This is a genomic window from Nocardia sp. NPDC049707 (genome assembly GCF_040674855.1).
Classification (GTDB): Bacteria; Actinomycetota; Actinomycetes; order Mycobacteriales; family Mycobacteriaceae; genus Nocardia.
On the sequence record NZ_JBFANN010000007.1, the window covers coordinates 182,896 to 201,932 of the forward strand.

Consider the following 19,037-nt stretch of genomic DNA (forward strand, 5'->3'; position numbering starts at 1 on the left):
AGCGAGGTAGGTATTGGGACTCCTCGCGCACCTGGACCGGTCAGGTCGCGGGTACGACGGGATTCACCGGCGTGATCGGCAGCCGCAGCGCGCCCGGGGCGGAGGCCGGCACCGTCGGATGCTTGGGGGCGACGGGGGAGATCCGGCGATACGCCGAACCCAGTTCCGGGCGCGGATCAGCCTCGTTCTTATTGGGCCAAAAGGCCATTGCACGTTCGGCCTGGGCGGTGATCGTCAGCGACGGATTGACGCCGAGGTTCGCGGTAACAGCCGAGCCGTCCGCGACATGCAGCCCAGGATGTCCGAATACCCGCTGATACGGGTCGACCACACCGGCCTCCGGACCTTCGCCGATCACACAACCGCCGATGTAATGCGCGGTGGCCGGGATATTCAGCACATCCATGATCAGACCGTGGGTATCGCCGTTCACCTTGGCGCCGAACCGCCTGCCGATATCGTGCGCCAAGGGAATCCAGGTCGGATTCGGTTCGCCGGTGCCCTGTTTGGTCTTCAACTGTCCGCGCTTGCGGTAAGAGGTCAGCGAATTGTCCAGTGACTGCATCACCAGCAGGATCACCGACTTCTCCGAGGCATGGCGGGCATTGAGACTGCGCAGGAATACCAACGGGTGCATCACGATTGCCAGCAGGAAGCGTAGGAATCGGAATGCCCCGCCGTCCACGATCGGCACCGACATCGGGAACAGCGCATTCTGTCCCTTACCGTAATGGCAGACCTCGATGTGGGTATCGGCCTCCGGATGGATCGAGGAGGTGATCGCGATGCCCTCGGCGAAATCGCGACGCGAGCGACTCACCACATTGAGGATCGCCTCGGAATTGCTGCGGGTCAGTTCGCCGAGGCGCGACGACAGATTCGGCAGTATCGCCTTGTCGCGCATCTTGTGCAGCAATTTCTGCGTGCCGAGCGCCGCACCGGCGAATACCACCTGTTCGGCGGTAAAAGTCTTGCGCTGCTTGCGGATCCAGCGATCGGAACGCTCGGTCTCGACCGCGTATCCGCCGCCGGACAGCGGCCGAACCGCGGTCGCGGTGGTCAGCGGATGTACCTCGGCTCCGGCCTTTTCGGCCAGATAGAGGTAATTCGTGGTGGTGGTGTTCTTGGCATTATTCGGGCAGCCGGTGAAACACTGCGCGCAGTGCACACAGCCGCGGCGGTGCGGACCCGCGCCGCCGAAGTACGGATCCTCGACCTCGGTGCCCGGATCGGCCTCGTTGAAGAAGACACCCACGTTGGTGGGATGAAAGGTATCGCCGACGCCGAGATCGTCGGCGATCGCCTTGATCACCTCGTCGGCGGGCGTCATCCGCGGATTCGGGGCCACGCCGAGCATGCGCTGCGCCTGGTCGAAATACGGCGCCAGTTCGGCCTTCCAATCGGTGATATGGGCCCACTGCTTATCGGTGTAGAAGTTCGGCAGCGGCTCGTAGAGGGTATTGCCGTAGATGAGCGAGCCACCGCCGACGCCCGCGCCGGAGAAGACCGCGCATTTACCGAGCACACTGATCCGCTGCGGTCCGGTCAAACCCAGCCGCGGAGCCCAGATCGATTTGCGCACATTCCAATTCGTCTTCGGAATGTCCTCGGCGGGCCAGCGCCGTCCGGCCTCGACCACGCCGACCCGGTAGCCCTTCTCGGTCAGGCGCAGCGCACTGACGCTGCCGCCGAATCCGGACCCGATCACTACTACGTCGTAGTCGAATGCTGGCATGGTTTCCCTCTCTGAACCGTGCGACAACCATGTGAGATGACTCCACACTCATTCTGTCATCCGGGTCGATGCGGTGTATCACACAACAGGCAGCTATCCGAAGCGCCACCGGCGTGCCCGGATGGCGTGAAGCGGGGTCGGTGCGGTATGCACGGGCTGTGACAACCGAATCGGGGAAAACGGAACCTGGCGAACAGGCCGGCTCCGGCGCGGACAACCCGGGCAATGCGGGCGATCCGGCCGCGGGCGGCATCTTCGCCGACCGCATCTTCACCGTCCCGAATGTTCTGAGTGTGCTGCGACTGGTCGGCGTCCCGCTCTTTGTGTGGTTGCTGCTGGTCGTGCGGGCCGACGGCTGGGCATTCACGTTGCTGGTGCTCAGCGGGGTGACCGACTTCCTGGACGGCAAGCTGGCCCGGCTGCTGGATCAGTCGTCGCGCTTGGGTGCACTGCTCGACCCGTTCGTGGATCGGCTGTATCTGGTGACCACCCTGGCGGCATTCGTGATCCGGGGGTTGCTGCCCTGGTGGGTCGCGGTGATCCTGATCGGTCGCGACGCCATCCTGGCCTTGAGTCTTTCGGTGTACAAACGTCGCGAACTGGATCCGCCCGAGGTCATCTACCTGGGTAAAGCCGCCACCTTCGGTTTGATGTCGGCGCTGCCGTGGTTGCTGGCCGGTCAGATGGATTGGGCGCTGGCAGGTTTCGGCCGCGCCTTCGGTGGGGCATTCCTGGTCTGGGGCACGGCGGTGTATGTGTGGACCGGCGTGCTCTACATCTGGAAGGCTTTCGCCGTCGCGCGAGCGATACCGGCGGTGTCACACCGCAGCGACTAGCGATTAGAGTTGCGTCGAGTAGACGACGAAAGGACGGCCTGTGACCCAGACCCCTGAGGATCTGCGCTACACCGAAGAACACGAATGGGTGCAGCGGATCGGCCCGACCCGGGTTCGGGTCGGCATCACCGATTACGCCCAGTCTCAACTCGGTGACGTTGTGTTCGTGCAGTTGCCCGAGGTCGATAAGGAGGTTGCTGCAGCGGACAGCATCGCCGAGGTGGAATCGACGAAGAGTGTGTCCGATATATATGCCCCACTGGCCGCGAAAGTCGTTGCGGTGAACGATGTTCTGGACTCGGCACCGGAAACACTGAACACCGATCCCTATGGGGAGGGATGGATCTTCGAGCTCGAATTGAGCGACGAGGCGAGCGTGGATGCCGCGCTCGGTGAACTACTGGATGCCGCAGGTTATCAAGGAGTTATCGGGGGCTGACCCAGCCTTCCCAGTTCTACCTGCACGGGTACGCCCCGGCAGGGTACGGTCAAAGCCAACAGATGTGCCGGTGCTTGGCAGCCGGTGCTCTAGCGCCGGGATCCCCAGGTCGTGGCGGTGAAAGCAGCACCTGCTTGCATGGATAATCAGGTTCGAGGAGGAGAGAAACGGTGAGCGAGAACAAAGACCCGGGTTACGGGGAGACCGCGGCCGAGACGACGTCGGTCTTCCGCGCGGATTTCCTGAACGAGGTCGAGGCGTCGCGCTCCGCTGAGGTGACCGGCGAACAGCCGGTCCAAGGGGTCGAGGGTCTGCCGGTTGGTGCCGCCCTCTTGGTCGTGAAGCGAGGCCCGAACGCGGGCTCGCGGTTCCTGCTCGATCAGCCGACCACGTCGGCGGGCCGCCATCCCGACAGTGACATCTTTCTCGACGACGTCACCGTCAGCCGTCGGCATGCCGAATTCCGGCAGGACGACGATTCCTTCCAGGTGGTCGATGTGGGCAGCCTCAACGGCACCTACGTCAACCGGGAGCCGGTGGACTCCTCGGAGTTGCAGAACGGTGACGAGGTTCAGATCGGCAAGTTCCGCCTGGTCTTCCTCACCGGACCGCGGGCTCAGGTGAACGAACCGTCGGCGGGTGCGGGCAGCCTGTGACATCAGCGGCACGGATTTCGCGTGTCGGTGGCGTTGACAGGGAAGAACGCTGTGTCATGAAAGACTCGGTGCTATGACGGGCGCGGCGCAGTGGGCTCGCGGAGGCATGTCGATCGGCTCCGTGCTGGACCTGCTGCGACCGGACTTTCCGGATATCACCATCTCGAAGATCCGTTTCCTCGAGGCCGAGGGGCTGATCCGACCCGAACGTACGCCGTCGGGTTATCGCAGGTTCTCGATCGCGGACTGCGAACGGCTCAGATTCGTGCTGACCGCACAACGTGATCAGTACCTGCCTTTGAAGGTGATCAAGGAGCAGCTCGAAGCGATCGACAGCGGTGCGGCGACGCTCGGTGTGCGGGAAGCCCGCGCCCGGGCGCATTCCGGCCGCAACGTTGCGCTGGAGTCCGGGCCCGCCATGCCCGACTCCGAGCCCACCGCGACACCCGGGGCGAACCATGCCGCGCGGACCGCGGCGCCGCGCAGACTCGGCGTCGTGCCCGGTGAAATCTCGCCCGACGAGCTGCGATTCGATCACGAAATCCGGCTCACCCGGGCGGATCTGCTCACGCAGGCCGAGATCGACGAGAAGTTCCTCGCCGATCTGATTCGGGCCAATCTGATCACTTCGGGCGCCGCCGGTTTCTTCGACGAGGATGCGGTGACGCTGGCCAAGACCGCGAAGGCGATGGCCGAATTCGGCTTGGAGGCACGGCATTTGCGTGCGTTCAAGTTGGCCGCGGATCGCGAGGCCGCACTGGTGGCGCAGATCGCCGCCCCGATCGCGAAGAGCCGCGATGCCGGTGCGCGGGCCCGTGCCGAGGAGACTGTGCGCGAGTTGGCGGCATTGTCGTTGACACTGCATACCTGCTTGGTGAAAGCGTCGGTCCGGTCCTCGCTCGGCGCCTGAGTTACGGCGGGTGCATCGGTTCGCTGTGCGTTCCAGACGGACAACACGCCGATTTCGGCTGTGCACAGGGAATGCTGCACGCCTCGAGGTTCGCTTAGACTCGTGGTACGGCGAGCTCTGCAGCGGTCATGCCGGGCGGCCGGCGAGTCATTGGGAGGCAGTGCGATGAGTGAGATGCGCGTAATCGGCATTCGTGTCGAGCAGCCACAGAACCAGCCCGTGCTGTTGCTCCGCGAGGTGTCCGGAGACAGGTATCTGCCGATCTGGATCGGGCAGGCCGAGGCGACCGCGATCGTGCTCGAACAAGAGGGGGTGACTCCGATCCGTCCGCTGACTCACGATCTGATCAAGATCTTGATCGCCGACCTCGGGCACACCCTCAAGGAAGTGCGGATCGTGGATCTGCAGGAGGGCACCTTCTACGCGGATCTGGTCTTCGAGAACGACCTGCGGATCTCGGCGCGGCCTTCGGATTCGGTAGCGATCGCCTTGCGGGTCGGTTGCCCGATCCATGCCGAGGAGTCGGTGCTCGAGGAGGCCGGGCTGGTCATGCCGGACGAGCGCGAGGACGAGGTGGAGAAGTTCAAGGAGTTCCTGGAGTCGGTCTCCCCGGACGACTTCAAAGCCACCGATAGCTGAGCTGACCGGGCGGACCGGTGTTGTCGGTCCGGCGTGCCCACTTTTCCTCTGGCCCTAAAGTAGAGGTAGAGACTCTTACCGCGCGTCGCGTTTGGTCGGACGATGCGGCTCCCGGGACAATCAGGGGGAGTAATCTCGATAACTGGGCCACGTCCGTTATGGCCGGTCGTTGGTCGTTACGGAGCCGGGTCATCGATGAGGCAAGGCGTCGGCGAAGCAAGGGAGTGGTCAGTGGCAGAGCAATCGCAGGATGTGGTACAGCCAGGCCTGTTCCCGGATGATTCGGTACCCGACGATTTGGTCGGCTACCGCGTGCCCAGCGCATGCCAGGTGGCCGGGATCACCTACCGGCAGCTCGACTACTGGGCGCGGACCGGACTGGTCGTGCCCTCCATCCGAGGTGCCGCGGGGTCGGGTAGCCAGCGGCTGTATTCGTTCAAGGACATTCTGGTCCTGAAGATCGTGAAGCGACTATTGGACGCGGGCATCTCGCTACAGAACATCCGCATCGCGGTCGATCATCTGCGCAGCCGCGGCGTGCAGGATCTGGCGGGTATCACGCTGTTCTCCGATGGCACCTCGGTCTACGAATGCGCCTCGCCCGAGGAGGTAGTCGATTTACTGCAGGGTGGGCAGGGCGTCTTCGGAATCGCGGTCAGCGGCGCCATGCGGGAACTGACCGGGGCCATCGCCAACTTCCCGGCGGAGCGGGCGGTGAGCGGCAGTGCGAGCGAACGTCCGGAGGACGAACTGTCCTTCCGGCGTAAGGCACGGATGAACCGGAAGACCGGCTAGAGATCGTATCGAGTGCCCGTCGCTACCGCGGCGGGCACTTGTCGTATGTACCGCAGTGATGAGCGCTACACGCCTATCCAGGGTCCGGTGGCGTCAATCGTTGCGCGCGCGGCATAAACTAGCGATGCGTCGCCGCCGTGCGGGAGAGTTCCGGACTTCACAAGAGTTCGGGCGCCGAAGGAGCAGCACCTCCCCGTCAATCTCTCAGGCAAAAGGACCGTACGGGCTTCGACGTCTCTGGAAAGTGGTGACCGGCGCACAACGCGGCGATCGCCCGCCCATGGGGAAAGGGGCCCGGGCCCTGTCCATTCGAGGCAGGAGTGTCGCGGCGTCCGAATCTCTCAGGCTCCACGACAGAGGGGGAGGGCTGATACTCGTCGGCCGCCGTTGGCTGACCCCGCCCGACCTTGGAGCTGCAGTGACTCGATCATTCGCCGACCGCCATATCGGACCCGACCGGGACGAACTCGCCCGGATCCTGGACGTCGTAGGCGTCGGCTCGCTGGACGAGCTCGCCACCGCGGCACTACCCGCGTCCATTCTGGACGGCTCCGGCCTGGAGGTGTTGCCGCCCGCGGCCACCGAGCACGAGGTGCTCACCGAACTCGCCGAGTTCGCGCACTCCAATACCGTCGCCACCTCGATGATCGGGCTCGGCTACTACGACACACTGACCCCACCGGTGCTGGTTCGCAGCCTGCTGGAGAATCCGGCCTGGTACACCGCCTACACGCCGTACCAGCCCGAGATCAGTCAGGGGCGGCTCGAAGCGCTGCTCAACTTCCAGACCATGGTGTCGGATCTGACCGGGATGGATGTGGCCAATGCGTCCATGCTGGATGAGGCCACCGCTGCTGCCGAGGCGATGACGCTGCTGCGCCGTGCTGGCAAGTCCAAGTCCGCACGTCTGCTCATCGACGACGATCTGTTCCCGCAGACCAAGACCGTGCTGTACACCCGGGCCGAGCCGCTGGGCATCGAGATCGTCTCGGCAGATCTGTCCGGTGGCGAGCTGCCCGAGGGTGAGTTCTTCGGTGTGCTGGTTCAGGTTCCGGGTGCGTCGGGCCGGATCGTGGACTGGCGGCCGGTGATCGAGGCTGCGCACGACCGTTGTGCATTGGTGGCGGTCGGCGCGGATCTGCTTGCGCTGACGTTGATTACGCCGCCGGGGGAACAGGGCGCTGATGTATGTTTCGGCACCACACAGCGTTTCGGGGTGCCGATGGGGTTCGGCGGTCCGCATGCCGGATATCTGTCGGTGCACACCAAGCACGCGCGGCAGCTGCCCGGCCGGTTGGTCGGTGTCTCCGTGGACGCCGACGGCAACAAGGCATACCGGCTCGCATTGCAGACCCGTGAGCAGCACATTCGCCGGGAAAAGGCGACCTCGAATATCTGTACCGCCCAGGTGCTGCTCGCCATCGTGGCCGCGATGTACGCGAGTTACCACGGTGCCGACGGGCTGCGTGCGATCGCCCGCCGCGTTCATGCCCGCGCCGCCGCCATCGCAGCCGGGCTCGATGGTGTTGTGGTGCACGGGATTTTCTTCGACACGCTGCTGGTGCGCGTGCCCGGCAGCGCGGAATCCGTTGTCGCGAAGGCGAAGTCGAGCGGGATCAACTTGCGGTTGGTGGATGCCGATCACGTCGGCATCGCCTGTGACGAGGCCACCACCGAAGCGCACGTCACCGCGGTGCTCGAATCCTTCAGCACCGGACTGCCGTCGGGTGTCACCGATCCGGCGGGTGTGCCGAGCGTGCCCGGCGGTTCGATCGAGACCCGCACGTCGGAATTCCTCACCCACCCGGCCTTCACCAGTTACCACACCGAAACCGCGATGCTGCGCTATCTACGCAGGCTCTCCGATAAGGACATCGCATTGGACCGCAGCATGATTCCGCTCGGCTCTTGCACCATGAAGCTCAATGCCACCGCCGAGATGGAGGCCATCACCTGGCCCGGTTTCGCACGGGTACATCCATACGCACCCGTCGAGGACGCGCCCGGTCTGCTGCGGGTGATCACCGATCTCGAGAGCTGGCTCGCGGCCATCACCGGGTATGACCAGGTGAGCCTGCAGCCGAATGCGGGCAGTCAGGGTGAGTACGCGGGTCTGTTGGCCATTCGGCGTTACCACCTGGATCGTGGTGATACACACCGGGATAGGTGCCTCATTCCGTCCAGTGCACATGGCACCAACGCGGCCTCGGCCACCATGGCCGGACTACGCGTTGAGGTTGTGAAATGCCGGGAGAACGGCGATGTCGACCTAGATGATCTGCGCGCCAAGATCGCCGACCACGCCGACCGGTTGGCCTGCATCATGATCACCTACCCGTCGACGCACGGTGTGTACGAGCACGAAGTCGCCGAGTTGTGCGCGCTGGTGCACGATGCGGGTGGCCAGGTGTACGTCGACGGTGCGAATCTGAACGCCCTTGTGGGCCTTGCTCGTCCGGGACGATTCGGTGGCGATGTCAGCCATTTGAACCTGCACAAGACTTTCTGCATTCCGCACGGCGGTGGCGGTCCGGGCGTTGGTCCGGTGGCGGTGCGCTCGCATCTGGCGCCGTATCTGCCGGGTGACCCGCTGGAGCAAGACTCGCATGCGGTGTCGGCGGCGAAGTACGGTTCGGCGTCGATCCTGCCGATCACCTGGGCTTACATCCGGATGATGGGTGCGGATGGCCTGCGTAGGGCTACATTGACCGCGATTGCCTCGGCCAATTACATCGCGCGCCGGTTGAACGAGCACTTCCCGGTGCTGTATACCGGTGAGAATTCGATGGTCGCGCACGAGTGCATCCTGGATTTGCGCGAGATCACCAAGCGGACCGGTGTGACCGTCGACGATGTGGCAAAGCGGTTGGCGGACTATGGATTCCACGCGCCGACCATGAGCTTCCCGGTAGCGGGCACGTTGATGGTGGAGCCCACCGAGAGCGAAAACCTGGCCGAGCTGGACGAATTCATTCTGGCCATGACGGCGATCCGGGGCGAGATCGATCAGGTCGCCGCGGGTGTGTGGCCGGTGGAGGACAACCCGCTGCGTGGTGCGCCGCATACTGCGGCCTGCTTGGTCGGGGAGTGGGAGCACCCGTACAGCCGGGAGGTCGCGGTGTATCCGCAGGGGCTGGATCCGGCACGGGGCAAGGTGTGGCCCGCGGTGCGGCGCATCGACGGCGCCTACGGTGACCGCAACCTCGTCTGCTCCTGCCCGCCGCTGGACGCGTACTGACGGCTACCGAGCCGCACCTCGCCCCCGTTGCAGGTGCGGCTCGGTAGTCATCTTCACTATGCGGCAGCCGCTTTGGCGTAGGCATTGGCCAGATCCGCCCAGCCGTCCTTGCTCCGCACGCTGTCGCGCATGGATTCCCAACCCTCGCCGTGCTTTTCGAAGTCCGAATGCACCAGGGTGACGGCCGTGCGGTCGGCCGTGACGGGTTCGAAAGCGACATCGACGCGGCTGGCGCGCTCCGGATCGGTTTCGTGCTGCCAGTTCAGGCCGATCTCCCAGGAGAACGCGAAATGCCGCGGCGGATCCCAGACCAGTACGGTGCCCCAAGGACATTCGGTGCCATCCACTTCCCTGCCGAAGCAGCGCCCGCCTTGGCGCGGTTCGATAACCTCCTGTGCGAGTTCGCCTTTGCCGATGTGATGCCCACGTGGCCACCATCTGTCGATCCCATTGGTGAATACGTCGTACGCCTTATCGATCGGTGCGTCGACGACGAATTCGACCCGAACTTCCTTCTCGCTCAACTGCTGTGTCATGACTTCTCCTGTTCGGAGGTGTCCGCCGCCCGCTTGGTCGCGACCTGTCGGTTCACCTCGTCCTGAAAGGCCGACATCGCCGTCGACCAGAACTGTGTGAAGTACACCCGAAGCCCATCGATCCCCTGCGGATTCAGCCGATACACCCGCCTGGTGCCCACCGCCTCATCGGTAACCAGCCCCGCCGCCTTGAGCACCTTCAAATGCTGCGAAACCGCAGGCCGACTAACCGGCAACTCCTTGGCAAGCTCCCCAACCGCGCACGGCCCGTCCCTCAGCCGCTCAAAGATCGCCCGCCGCGTCGGATCCCCCAAGGCATCCAACGCTGCCTCTCGGTAAGCCCTCACGAACCGTAAGTCTAGACTTACGAAATATGGTTGTCTATGGGCGCGCCCACTGAATGCTGATTGGTCAGGCGGATCCGACGTGTACGGTCGTTGCTCCAGGCGATGACATAGCTGTTGGGCATGACGAAGAAGGCGTCGTGCCGGCTGTCGTCGTGCCCGCAACGATGCGCAACGCCAGTTCGGGCGGTCGAAGCGTCCGACTCTGGTCAACCGTCAGGTGGCGGCGGGCGCTACAAAGGTGGCGCGAGATCACGCTGCGTACCGGGCAATTCCCCGACGCAGGCATGACCGCGACTGCCGCGGTCGTTGCCGTGCTGAGGGGACTCGAAGGACGCCGTCCCGGTCCGGGGCGGCGTCGGTTGTGTCCTCGGATTCAGGCCGAATGAGTCAGGCCGGGTCCGGGGTGGGTTCGGGGGTGAGTTGGGGGAGGGTGCTGATGGCTTCGATACCGAGTTCGGAGCGGGTTGCGTTGACGACGGCGCGTTCTTCTTCGACAGTATTGGAGATGGCCTTGTGCCAGAGGGTACGGATGGCGTTGACGTCGTCCATGGTGGCCTCTTCGTCGAGTTCTACCTTGAGGCGCTGTACGGTGATGCTCTGTGCGGCGGTGAGGGTGCGCACGAGATCTTCGCAGCGGCTAGGGATTTTGGGGTTGGCCAGGACGCGGAGTCGGGTGATGAAACCGTTGAGGGCGGAGATGCTTTCGAGGACCTGTTTGCCGAAACTGTCCACTTCCTCGACGCTTTCGGCCTTCAGGTCGAGGGTGTCCCACAGATCCTGACGCACGTCGGCGGCGGACTCCAGGATCGAGGAGACTGCGGTCAGAATCGAATCGCGGCGCCATTTGTCCTGTTCGCGGCTTTCGGTTGCGGCATTGGCCGCTTCGATATTTCTCTGCGCGGCGTCGAGTGTGGTCTGGTTGCGCGCGTCGGCGGCGGTGATCGCAGCACGGTTGGTGCGGTTATTGATCACGACGCCGACGACTGCTGCGACGGCGACGATCAGCGAGCTCAGGAGCGGAAGCCAGGAAGTCACCCGCAAATCATCGCACTGTGGGGTGGTGTGCTGTCCCGCGATCGGCACGCTATGCGTCGATGGGGCTGCCAATTTTCTCGATCCGGTCCGGCTCAGGCTCGAATCATCGTGTTGGCCAAGGTTTTTGCCGCAACTGAGACCTGCTGCGCGGAATGCCACGGCGCGTGCGCCGCTAGGCACGCGTCCACGGTGGTCACCGATTCGTGCGTGGGCACCGAATCCGATGCGACGAATTCGGTGCTGCCGCGCAGCATCGGCGAATTCTTACGGCGTTGTCAAAGCATGCATCACCGCGGTCCCGAAGCTGACGTCATCCGTGGTCGGCAGGTGCGTGTACGTCCCTCCGGTTCGCTGAGCGGCGGTTTGGAGGGTCTCGGTGTCATTGCCGCCGATAACGATCACATCGATGCGAACCGGATGGGCCGGATCGGCGGCGGAGGCCAGCTCGGTCAGCAGCTTCGCTCCAGTGATAGTGGAGTCGTCATCCGGGCCGTCGGTAACGAGCAGAACCGAATTGGTGAGCCCCGCGGTGTATCCGCGAACAGCTGACCGGTAGGCGGCGATCAGTGACGGATAGGCCTGGTCGGTGCGAGATTCGGTGGGCTGCACCGCCTCCAGTGCCGTATCCAACGCGGTGCGCTGCTGATTACTCAGTGGTGCGGTGGGTGCTTGTATCTTGTACGGCGTTGTCCCGTCGAGGTTCTTGCCGAACGTCCATACGCCGAGTCCGAAGTCCGGCGGCATCACATTCATCGTGGAGCGAATCGCGCCGAGGACATTCGAGAGCCGGGTGACGGATCCGTCGCTATTGCCCATCGAGTACGATACGTCGAGTACCGCCGTGGCCTGCACGCCGAGAACGGGATTGGCGAGCGTGGCATGTACCTTGTCCAGCGCGGTCCGGGACGGCGCTGGTGCGGCGGTGGCTGGTGCGGCGGCGAATCCGGCGGCGGTGAAGGCCGCGGACTGCTGGGGTGCGCGCAAATAGTCGGCGAACAGCGATGCGATCAGATTCTGGGTCTTGTCCACCCATGCTCCGGACATCAACGCGGCGGGATGATCGGCGACGGGGGCGGTCCCCGCAGGTCGAAATGCCGACGTACCGCCAAGGGCTTTCAGTTGCTGTTCGGTAGCCGCAACCGCATGAATGGGCGAATTCGCCGCACCGATCGCGGCCAGTGCGGCCGTGGTGTCGGCCGCCTGCGGCGCCTTTGCGGCGAGCCCGGAGATAGCGGCGACAACCTGACCGGACCGTGCGACCTCGTCGGTGAGCGGGTCGGTCCCCGACACCGCGGAGCCGACCGCGGCCGCCGTCGCCAGCGTCGAGTCCCCTGCCGGCAGCGCCATCCGCAACCCACCCCACCCGGACAACCCGAGCTCATCGAGCGACCCCTGTTGCAGCCGTGGCAGATCCGCCCAGGTGATCTTGGCTTGCTCGAGTGCGCTCCGCAGATCCTCGGGCACGGCGACCACGATCGGGCTCATCGCGACCGGCGCGGGTGTGCCCTCGATCAGCCCGGGCACCCGCATGGATTCGATGGATCGCATCGAATCGGCGATCCACAGCCCCGGTTGCGGACCGAGCGCACCGTTCCACGGTGTGCCCGCGGTGAACCCGGCGACGATCGCGGCCGACGGTTGCGCCGTCACCACTACTTTCGCGCAATGATCGCGCACCTTCGGATTGGCCGCGTTGTAGCGCTCCGCCGCGGCCCGCACTGGATCGGCGATATCCGGATCGACCGTCACGAACAGCGTCGACGGTCCTTCCTTACATTCCGCCGCGGCCGACTTGTCCCGGTTCGCGGCGCGATCACTGAGTTGAAAATACGCGAAGACCGCCGCGACTAGCAGCAAAACGGCAACCACTGCGATAACCGGACCTTTGCTGACGCCTCGGGATCTGGTTCCGCTGCGATGTGTGCCCACGATGCTCAGTGTATGGTCACGCGAGATTTGCCCTGCTGGTGTGTCCGGTGCGGCGCACGGGCACGGCGTGGCGCGAAGGTCCGGCTAGGGACGGATCATCCGTCCGCGGTCGAACTCGTGGCCGCCCCAAACCCCGGACTGTCCGGTGCGTGCGGCGAATTCACCGCAGGTATCACGGATCGGGCAGCCGGCGCAGACTCCGCGCGCGTACTCGAAGTCCTGCGACGGGTACGGGAACCACGCATCGTGGTTCGGATCGCCGCGGCAGGCTGCCCGATGCCACTCTCGGGAATCCGAGAGCGGGAGCAGGTCGGTCAGATCGACATGTGCGCTGGTCTCCAATTCGACGGTCATTTCGAGCCTTCTCCTTTCTCTCTCGGCTCAGGTCGCGGCCAGTTGCTTCCAGATCCGCTGCTGCCGCTTGGCGAGGTGGTCGGGTGCCTTCGGCTGCCACAGCAGCCGCATACCCGCCTCTTCCGGCGTGCGGTCGGCCTTGTTCGAGTTGCAGGGTGCGCAGGCGGCGATCAGGTTGTCCCAGGTATTCGGCCCACCCCGGCTGCGTGGCCGGATGTGGTCGACGGTGCGCGCCCAGGACGCGCAGTACCCGCACCGATGGTTGTCCCGGCGCAGCACACCGGCCAGCGTCGCACGACTGCCGTCGTGTACGCGCGTCACATGGTCGAGGTACACGTACCGCAGCAGCCGGATGGTCTCCGGCAGTGCGAGCTCGAGGTGCTTGGACCGAATCGGGAAGTGCGGCTCCCGATCCGCGATCGACTCGGCGGCACCGCCCATGAGCAGCACAACGGCCCGGTCGGCGCTGATCTCGCTGAGCGCCTCGTAGCTGGCGTTCAACACCAGTACCCGGGTGTATATCCAGTTGTCGACAGTCGATGCCACCGGATCGGTGGCACGGTGCAGCGTCATGGGAGTCACCATGTTTCAAGGGAGCGAGCGGATCAGGGAGGCGCGGGTCGGTCAGTTACCGGCCGGGAGGCGGCGCAGTACCTGCTCGACGCACGCGTCATACCGACGCGGGCTCGATACGACAATGGTCATGGCCGCGGCCTCCTTCCTCGTGCTCGTGAGCACCCGCGAAATCGGGTGATCATCATCGAAATCCATGGTGGCACAGCGCACCCACCACTGGCGAAGGGTTTTTCAGGTCAGGCCGACCCGGCACTGTCGCAGCCACGAGGTCACGTAGTCGGTGCGGGTATTTCGCGGCAGATTATCGGTGACGCTGGCGAGCATGCTCTCGCTCGGATTGGCGTCGGAGGTCTCCGATGTGCCGGGTATCGCCACGACGTAGCGGCCGGGGCAGCCGGCGGGGCCGCCGTTGTCGGGCAGCGTCGCCGACGGCGCCTACCATGACGGGTTCCCGCCATTGCGCCGATCATCTTGCGCATAGAGATGGTCCACACCTAGGTGTTGCTAGTTCCGAAGCGGCCGGGGCGGTACGCGACCGCCTGCCGTTGCGTCGGAGTCAACCGTGCGGTCTGACCTGGGATTTATGCGAGAGCTTCCCGTGATAAACGCCTAACATTTCTACCGAGCGTGGTAATGTCGACAATTTGCCCGGCGCGGCGGGGATGAAGGAGCCGCGGGCGAGGGGGTGCGCGGCTCCTTCATCGTGTCCGAGGGGCAGCTACCGCCTCGTCCACGGTTGTGGTGGTGATCAGGACACCAATGACTCCCTCCCGCACATCATCGTGTGACCATCTATTGAACCCCGGTAGGCGGGCTCGCGTCCCGGCTTCGGGCAATGCCGTTCGAGAAGGTGGGTCAACCGATGGGCGTGTGGCCCAACAGAACTCGACCGGTGAATCGTGTCTGCTTGGCCCGTGGCAGTGGACGGAACAGGCAGGCGTGGATGTCGTGATACCACTCTCCAGCTCGCAGCCGCGCGAAAAGCCCCCGCCGCCAACGGTTTCGATGGCCAATCGGACGATGTCGACGAGGGCGTCGGCGGCCACGGTCGCCACCACATCGCCGACCGCGCCATGCTGGCGCGCATCCGGAAAGCCGCCGTCGACGCGTTCGGCCTGGCCGTTGGATTCGATCCAGTCCGAAGCACTGGTGCTGACCAGGATCGAGCCCGCGGGTACCTTCTCGAAGACCGTCGAGGTGTATGCGCACCGGCCGAGTGGAATTCGCTGGGCCGACCGCCCGCACCCGGCGTATGCCGTCGGTCCTGCAACCGAGTCCGGTTACGGGATACTCGGATCCGGTCGTGCGCGCCTCATAATCGGCGGTGACCATCACGGAGCAGGCTCCCGGGCATAGATGTAGTAGCGGTAGACGCCGTCCCCGGGATCGGCGCATAGTGGCCACTCACCATCGGCGGTGAACCATGTCCACTCGAGCGCGAGGCCAGCGTGGCATTCGGCGATCGACTTCGCCCGGTCCAAGGAGCCGTCGGTGCCGAGGCCCTGGTCGTCGGTGCCGCAGAACTCGCAGCTGTGCACCCGCCGCACTTCGTATGAGATCACGCGCTTACCTCCCGGCATCCAGGTTGGACCCGGTTATTCGGATGCGCACCGATAACGTTCGGTGCGTGCGGCCGATAAACAGCTGGACAGGCTCGTCCGCTCGGGGGGACCGCGTGTCGAATGGGAGTTCCGGAAATGGCGTCCGCAACGAATCGGTGGGGGCGCCAGTTCGAATCGAATACGCGAGGGATGTGTTCCGATGTCGATATCGACGGTGAAATATGTAGCGCTGCTCGGCTGCTGCGCGGTTGTCGCGTTGGCAGGTTGCGCGGACGACAATGGCAAGGCCGCGGGCACCAGCGCGGTGCCGACCAGTGCCGCGAGCCGAGTGCCGGGGCCGAGCGCGGTAGGCACGGACCAACCGACCGGGGCGCAGCCGTCGACCGGCGAACCGGCTTTGCCGTTGCCGCCGATACCGGCATGCGTCGGCAGCCAGCTCATCGTCGGTGTCGAGCCGATGTCGCCCGGCCTTGGCCACCGCGGTGTGCGCATGCATTTCTCGGTCGTGGGGGCCAGCGGTGCGTGCACACTGGCCGGATATCCGGGCGTTGATACCGGCCCCGGCGGGCCGCTCCTGCATGCCGAGCGCGTTGTGCGCGGCTATATGGGTGGTCTCCCCGCGGATGTCGATACCCCACCGACCGTCGTCTTGGACCACGACCACACTGCCGAGGCAGTGGTCGAGGGCAGCGTGGTCGACCCGGGCGGCAACCAATGCCCCACGTACACCGGGCTTTTGGTCACCGCACCGAACACCACCGACACGCACGCGGTCAGCATCACGATCGAAACCTGCACCCTCAGCGTCCATCCGGTGACTCCCCAATAGGTGCAGCGATTTTCAGAGGTTGCCGACGATGTGTTCGAGGCGACGGGCCACCAGTTCGCGGGCCTGTTCGCGGAGGGCAGGGCGGTAGCCGCTGGGGTACACCGGGTCGCCGGGGGTGTAGTCCTTCAGCACTTCCTTGGCGAGGGTGATCTTGTGCACTTCGGTGGGGCCGTCGGCGATGGCCATGACCTCGGCGTAGTTCATCATGTCGACGAAGGGCAGGTCCTGGCTGACGCCGATGGCGCCGTGCAGATGCAGTGCGCGCTGGGCGATATCGTGCATCACCTTGGGCATTGCCACCTTGATGGCCGCAATATCCTTGCGCACCTTCAAATAGTCCTGCTCTTTATCGATGCGCCAGGCGGTGCGCAGGACGAGCAGTCGAAACTGTTCCATCTCGATCCAGCTGTCGGCAATGCGTTCCTGGGTCATCTGCAGACCCGCGAGGGGTCCCTTGCGCATCGGCCGGGAGACGGCGCGTTCGGCCATCATGTCGAAGGCCTTGCGCACTAATGCGACTGTGCGCATGGCATGGTGCACCCGACCGCCGCCGAGGCGGGTCTGTGCGACTATGAAGCCCGTACCCTCCTGGCCGAGTAAGTGGTCGGCGGGGACCCGGACATCGGTGAAGCGCAGATGTCCTTCGTGCTCGCTGAAGCCGTGCACGTGGAAGTTCTTGACGATCTCCAGACCGGGGGTGTCGGCGGGCACGATGAACATCGACATGCCCTGGTACGGACTGACATCCGGATTCGTGACCACCATGACGATATGGAAGCTGGCGAACTGGGCGTTCGAGTTGAACCACTTCTCGCCATTGATGACCCAGGAGTCGCCGTCGCGAACCGCGCGGGTCTTGAACAGTGTCGGATCCGAGCCGCCGGTCGGTTCGGTCATGACATAGCAGGAGCCGATCTCACCGGCCAGTAGCGGCTGCAGATACTTTTCTTTTTGCTCCGGGGTGCCGTAATGCGCGAGGATTTCCGCGTTACCGGAATCCGGCGCCTGACAACCGAATACCGACGGCGCCCACACCGAGGTGCCGAGTACCTCGTTGAGCAGGCCGAGCTTCAGCTGCCCGTAGCCGGGGCCGCCCAATTCCGGTCCGAGGTGGCAGGCCCACAGTCCCTGTTCCTTCACCTTCTCCTGCAGCGGCCGCATCAGCGCCATCGCCTCGGAATTGTTGCGGTCGTAGGGATTCGGGTAGAGCAGATCGAGGGGCTCCACCTCGGTGCGGACGAACTCCGCCGCCCAGTCCAACTTCTGCTGGTATTTCGGATCCGTTTCGAAATCCCAAGCCATGGTCAGCCTTTCGTGTCGGTAATGCCGTCGAGAATGGTGGACGCCACAATGTCGGCGATTTCGTCGGGGGAGTGCCCGCCGTGCGGGCGGTACCAGAAGGTCACCATGTTCAGCATGCCGAGCACACTGTTGGTGACCACGTGGTCGTCGGTGCGCAGCACGCCCGCCGCATGACCCGCGTCGATGACGCGCTGCCAGCATGCCTGTACCGCGTCCCGCATTTCCTGCAGTTCTTCGGCGCGACCGCCGTTCAGCGCGGTGACATCGCGCAATTGGATGGTGACCTCGCGGCGGTGCTCGATGATCAGCCCGATATGGCTGTGGATCAGCTTGCGCAACTTGACGATCGGGTCGTCGGTGCCCCGCGAGATCCGCCGCGCATCGGTGAGCATGAGCTGGATGTAGTCGCGCAGGATCTGCCAGAGCAGTTCTTCCTTGGAGCCGATGTGGTAGTACAGCGCACCCCGCCGCACCCCGGCCCGATCAGCGATTTCGGCGACGCCGGTGCCATGGAAACCCTGCTCCGCGAATAGCTCCATCGCGGCCGCCACGATGCGCGCCCTGGTCGCTTCGGCGGTAGTTTCCGCGGCCGGTGGGCGACCGCGACGACGAGGCGAGGCCGATTCGGGCCCGCCCGGCATCGAATCGCTGTGCGATGTCGCGTTCATTGGCGCGGATCCAACACGACCGTGGAAACCCCGTCGGCGCGGTCGGCGAACATGCGGTACGCGTTTGCGTCATCCGACATCGGGAATCGGTGTGCGACAACGGCTTCGGGCCGAATTCGCCCGGCCGCGGTGAGCCGCAGCAGTGCGGGCAGCTCGTATCGTATCGAGCAGAGTCCGATATGGAATTCGAGCTCCTTGACCTGCGCCAACTGCATATGGAACGAGTCGGCGCGATTATGGCTGACGCCGACCGCGCCGACGCCGCCGCGATGTCCGACGGTGCTGATGGCGAGATTGAGCGTCATGACATTGCCCGCCACCGGTAATGCGCGCCGACCGTGCGTGTTCCTCACCTCATCGGCCAGTGCGACGCACCTGTCGAGCTTTCGGCTGGCATTCACCACGTCCGTACCGGCTGCGGCGAAGGTCCGCACCATTTCGCGACCGATTCCGCGGCTACCACCCGTGACCAGCGCGACCTTATCCGTTAACGACTGTTCTGGCGTTGCGCTCCGTTGCTTCGGCTGCCGGAAATGTTCCAATCAGTACATTAATTCCGCCGGACGATGCAATCAAGGCCCCGACTCGCCGTCGCATCACTACCGGTGGGTAACATTGACTGCGATTTCCCACCCGGCTTTCTCAGAAGTG

The 19,037-nt window shown here is 64.6% G+C and carries 20 protein-coding genes, 1 pseudogene and 1 riboswitch; of the genes and pseudogenes, 8 read left to right on the forward strand and 13 right to left on the reverse strand.

Going from position 1 to position 19,037, the window contains the following annotated elements; all coding sequences use genetic code 11:
- Window positions 1–40 precede the first annotated feature (40 nt).
- The gene (locus AB0J29_RS10030; RefSeq protein ID WP_364782253.1) at window positions 41–1,735 is read right to left on the reverse strand and encodes a GMC family oxidoreductase; all 1,695 of its coding nucleotides are present in this window, start codon (window positions 1,733–1,735) and stop codon (window positions 41–43) included.
- A gap of 251 nt (window positions 1,736–1,986) precedes the next feature.
- Here AB0J29_RS10030 and AB0J29_RS10035 point away from each other — a divergent pair, with 251 nt between their 5' ends.
- The 7 genes from AB0J29_RS10035 (at window position 1,987) to gcvP (ending at window position 9,248) form a co-directional block, all read left to right on the forward strand.
- The gene (locus AB0J29_RS10035) at window positions 1,987–2,571 is read left to right on the forward strand and encodes a CDP-alcohol phosphatidyltransferase family protein (protein WP_364782367.1); all 585 of its coding nucleotides are present in this window, start codon (window positions 1,987–1,989) and stop codon (window positions 2,569–2,571) included.
- A gap of 40 nt (window positions 2,572–2,611) precedes the next feature.
- Window positions 2,612–3,010, forward strand: a complete 399-nt coding sequence (gene gcvH / locus AB0J29_RS10040) for a glycine cleavage system protein GcvH (protein WP_364782256.1) — start codon at window positions 2,612–2,614, stop codon at window positions 3,008–3,010.
- 170 nt (window positions 3,011–3,180) lie between these two features.
- Entirely contained in the window at window positions 3,181–3,666 is a 486-nt protein-coding gene (locus tag AB0J29_RS10045; RefSeq protein WP_364494719.1) for an FHA domain-containing protein, read from the forward strand.
- A 73-nt stretch (window positions 3,667–3,739) separates the two neighbouring features.
- The gene (locus tag AB0J29_RS10050) at window positions 3,740–4,576 is read left to right on the forward strand and encodes a MerR family transcriptional regulator (RefSeq protein WP_364782259.1); all 837 of its coding nucleotides are present in this window, start codon (window positions 3,740–3,742) and stop codon (window positions 4,574–4,576) included.
- Between the two features lie 165 nt (window positions 4,577–4,741).
- Window positions 4,742–5,215: a bifunctional nuclease family protein gene (locus AB0J29_RS10055; protein ID WP_364494724.1), complete on the forward strand. Its 474-nt coding sequence runs from the start codon at window positions 4,742–4,744 to the stop codon at window positions 5,213–5,215.
- 195 nt (window positions 5,216–5,410) lie between these two features.
- Complete coding sequence (locus AB0J29_RS10060) at window positions 5,411–6,010, forward strand: MerR family transcriptional regulator (protein ID WP_364782262.1); 600 nt, start codon at window positions 5,411–5,413, stop codon at window positions 6,008–6,010.
- 130 nt (window positions 6,011–6,140) lie between these two features.
- Window positions 6,141–6,240, forward strand: a riboswitch (glycine riboswitch).
- A gap of 188 nt (window positions 6,241–6,428) precedes the next feature.
- Window positions 6,429–9,248 (forward strand): aminomethyl-transferring glycine dehydrogenase, encoded by a 2,820-nt coding sequence (gene gcvP / locus AB0J29_RS10065; protein ID WP_364782265.1) that lies wholly within the window; start codon window positions 6,429–6,431, stop codon window positions 9,246–9,248.
- Window positions 9,249–9,304: 56 nt separating this feature from the next.
- Here the strand turns inward: gcvP and AB0J29_RS10070 are convergent, their stop codons facing one another.
- The 9 genes from AB0J29_RS10070 to AB0J29_RS10110 all read right to left on the reverse strand — a co-directional run bounded on the left by AB0J29_RS10070 (window position 9,305) and on the right by AB0J29_RS10110 (window position 15,587).
- Window positions 9,305–9,784, reverse strand: coding sequence for an SRPBCC family protein (locus AB0J29_RS10070; RefSeq protein ID WP_364782268.1), 480 nt, complete (start codon window positions 9,782–9,784; stop codon window positions 9,305–9,307).
- Window positions 9,781–10,131 (reverse strand): metalloregulator ArsR/SmtB family transcription factor, encoded by a 351-nt coding sequence (locus AB0J29_RS10075; RefSeq protein ID WP_364782271.1) that lies wholly within the window; start codon window positions 10,129–10,131, stop codon window positions 9,781–9,783. Before AB0J29_RS10075 ends, AB0J29_RS10070 begins: the two co-directional genes overlap by 4 nt.
- Window positions 10,132–10,518: 387 nt before the next feature.
- Window positions 10,519–11,166 carry a hypothetical protein gene (locus AB0J29_RS10080; RefSeq protein ID WP_364782274.1) on the reverse strand — a complete coding sequence of 216 codons (648 nt, stop codon included), beginning with the start codon at window positions 11,164–11,166 and terminating at the stop codon, window positions 10,519–10,521.
- Window positions 11,167–11,258: 92 nt separating this feature from the next.
- Window positions 11,259–11,420 carry a hypothetical protein gene (locus tag AB0J29_RS10085; protein WP_364782277.1) on the reverse strand — a complete coding sequence of 54 codons (162 nt, stop codon included), beginning with the start codon at window positions 11,418–11,420 and terminating at the stop codon, window positions 11,259–11,261.
- Between the two features lie 10 nt (window positions 11,421–11,430).
- Window positions 11,431–13,035: a VWA domain-containing protein gene (locus AB0J29_RS10090; RefSeq protein WP_364782280.1), complete on the reverse strand. Its 1,605-nt coding sequence runs from the start codon at window positions 13,033–13,035 to the stop codon at window positions 11,431–11,433.
- 144 nt (window positions 13,036–13,179) lie between these two features.
- Window positions 13,180–13,449 carry a WhiB family transcriptional regulator gene (locus AB0J29_RS10095; RefSeq protein ID WP_364782283.1) on the reverse strand — a complete coding sequence of 90 codons (270 nt, stop codon included), beginning with the start codon at window positions 13,447–13,449 and terminating at the stop codon, window positions 13,180–13,182.
- 27 nt (window positions 13,450–13,476) lie between these two features.
- Window positions 13,477–14,022 carry an HNH endonuclease gene (locus AB0J29_RS10100; RefSeq protein ID WP_364782286.1) on the reverse strand — a complete coding sequence of 182 codons (546 nt, stop codon included), beginning with the start codon at window positions 14,020–14,022 and terminating at the stop codon, window positions 13,477–13,479.
- A gap of 51 nt (window positions 14,023–14,073) precedes the next feature.
- Window positions 14,074–14,220, reverse strand: coding sequence for a hypothetical protein (locus AB0J29_RS10105; protein WP_364782289.1), 147 nt, complete (start codon window positions 14,218–14,220; stop codon window positions 14,074–14,076).
- Between the two features lie 1,136 nt (window positions 14,221–15,356).
- Window positions 15,357–15,587 (reverse strand): hypothetical protein, encoded by a 231-nt coding sequence (locus tag AB0J29_RS10110; RefSeq protein WP_364782292.1) that lies wholly within the window; start codon window positions 15,585–15,587, stop codon window positions 15,357–15,359.
- Between the two features lie 199 nt (window positions 15,588–15,786).
- On the opposite strand from AB0J29_RS10110, the gene AB0J29_RS10115 reads away from it, so the two are divergent.
- Window positions 15,787–16,416, forward strand: coding sequence for a DUF4232 domain-containing protein (locus AB0J29_RS10115; RefSeq protein ID WP_364782295.1), 630 nt, complete (start codon window positions 15,787–15,789; stop codon window positions 16,414–16,416).
- Between the two features lie 12 nt (window positions 16,417–16,428).
- Here the strand turns inward: AB0J29_RS10115 and AB0J29_RS10120 are convergent, their stop codons facing one another.
- The 3 genes and pseudogenes from AB0J29_RS10120 to AB0J29_RS10130 form a co-directional block, all read right to left on the reverse strand.
- Complete coding sequence (locus tag AB0J29_RS10120) at window positions 16,429–17,718, reverse strand: acyl-CoA dehydrogenase family protein (RefSeq protein WP_364782298.1); 1,290 nt, start codon at window positions 17,716–17,718, stop codon at window positions 16,429–16,431.
- A gap of 2 nt (window positions 17,719–17,720) precedes the next feature.
- Window positions 17,721–18,386: a TetR/AcrR family transcriptional regulator gene (locus AB0J29_RS10125; RefSeq protein WP_364782301.1), complete on the reverse strand. Its 666-nt coding sequence runs from the start codon at window positions 18,384–18,386 to the stop codon at window positions 17,721–17,723.
- 299 nt (window positions 18,387–18,685) lie between these two features.
- Window positions 18,686–18,928 (reverse strand): annotated as a pseudogene (locus AB0J29_RS10130) (SDR family NAD(P)-dependent oxidoreductase); the annotation flags it as partial.
- Window positions 18,929–19,037: the final 109 nt, after the last annotated feature.

Coding starts and splice junctions, on each gene's coding strand:
- AB0J29_RS10125 (WP_364782301.1), bottom strand. CDS start 18,386: ATGAACGCGACATCGCACAGCGATTCGATGCCGGGCGGGCCCGAATCG.
- AB0J29_RS10115 (WP_364782295.1), top strand. CDS start 15,787: ATGTCGATATCGACGGTGAAATATGTAGCGCTGCTCGGCTGCTGCGCG.
- AB0J29_RS10095 (WP_364782283.1), bottom strand. CDS start 13,449: ATGACCGTCGAATTGGAGACCAGCGCACATGTCGATCTGACCGACCTG.
- AB0J29_RS10105 (WP_364782289.1), bottom strand. CDS start 14,220: ATGGATTTCGATGATGATCACCCGATTTCGCGGGTGCTCACGAGCACG.
- AB0J29_RS10085 (WP_364782277.1), bottom strand. CDS start 11,420: ATGCTGCGCGGCAGCACCGAATTCGTCGCATCGGATTCGGTGCCCACG.
- AB0J29_RS10055 (WP_364494724.1), top strand. CDS start 4,742: ATGAGTGAGATGCGCGTAATCGGCATTCGTGTCGAGCAGCCACAGAAC.
- AB0J29_RS10030 (WP_364782253.1), bottom strand. CDS start 1,735: ATGCCAGCATTCGACTACGACGTAGTAGTGATCGGGTCCGGATTCGGC.
- AB0J29_RS10060 (WP_364782262.1), top strand. CDS start 5,411: ATGAGGCAAGGCGTCGGCGAAGCAAGGGAGTGGTCAGTGGCAGAGCAA.
- AB0J29_RS10120 (WP_364782298.1), bottom strand. CDS start 17,718: ATGGCTTGGGATTTCGAAACGGATCCGAAATACCAGCAGAAGTTGGAC.
- AB0J29_RS10100 (WP_364782286.1), bottom strand. CDS start 14,022: ATGACGCTGCACCGTGCCACCGATCCGGTGGCATCGACTGTCGACAAC.
- AB0J29_RS10050 (WP_364782259.1), top strand. CDS start 3,740: ATGACGGGCGCGGCGCAGTGGGCTCGCGGAGGCATGTCGATCGGCTCC.
- AB0J29_RS10070 (WP_364782268.1), bottom strand. CDS start 9,784: ATGACACAGCAGTTGAGCGAGAAGGAAGTTCGGGTCGAATTCGTCGTC.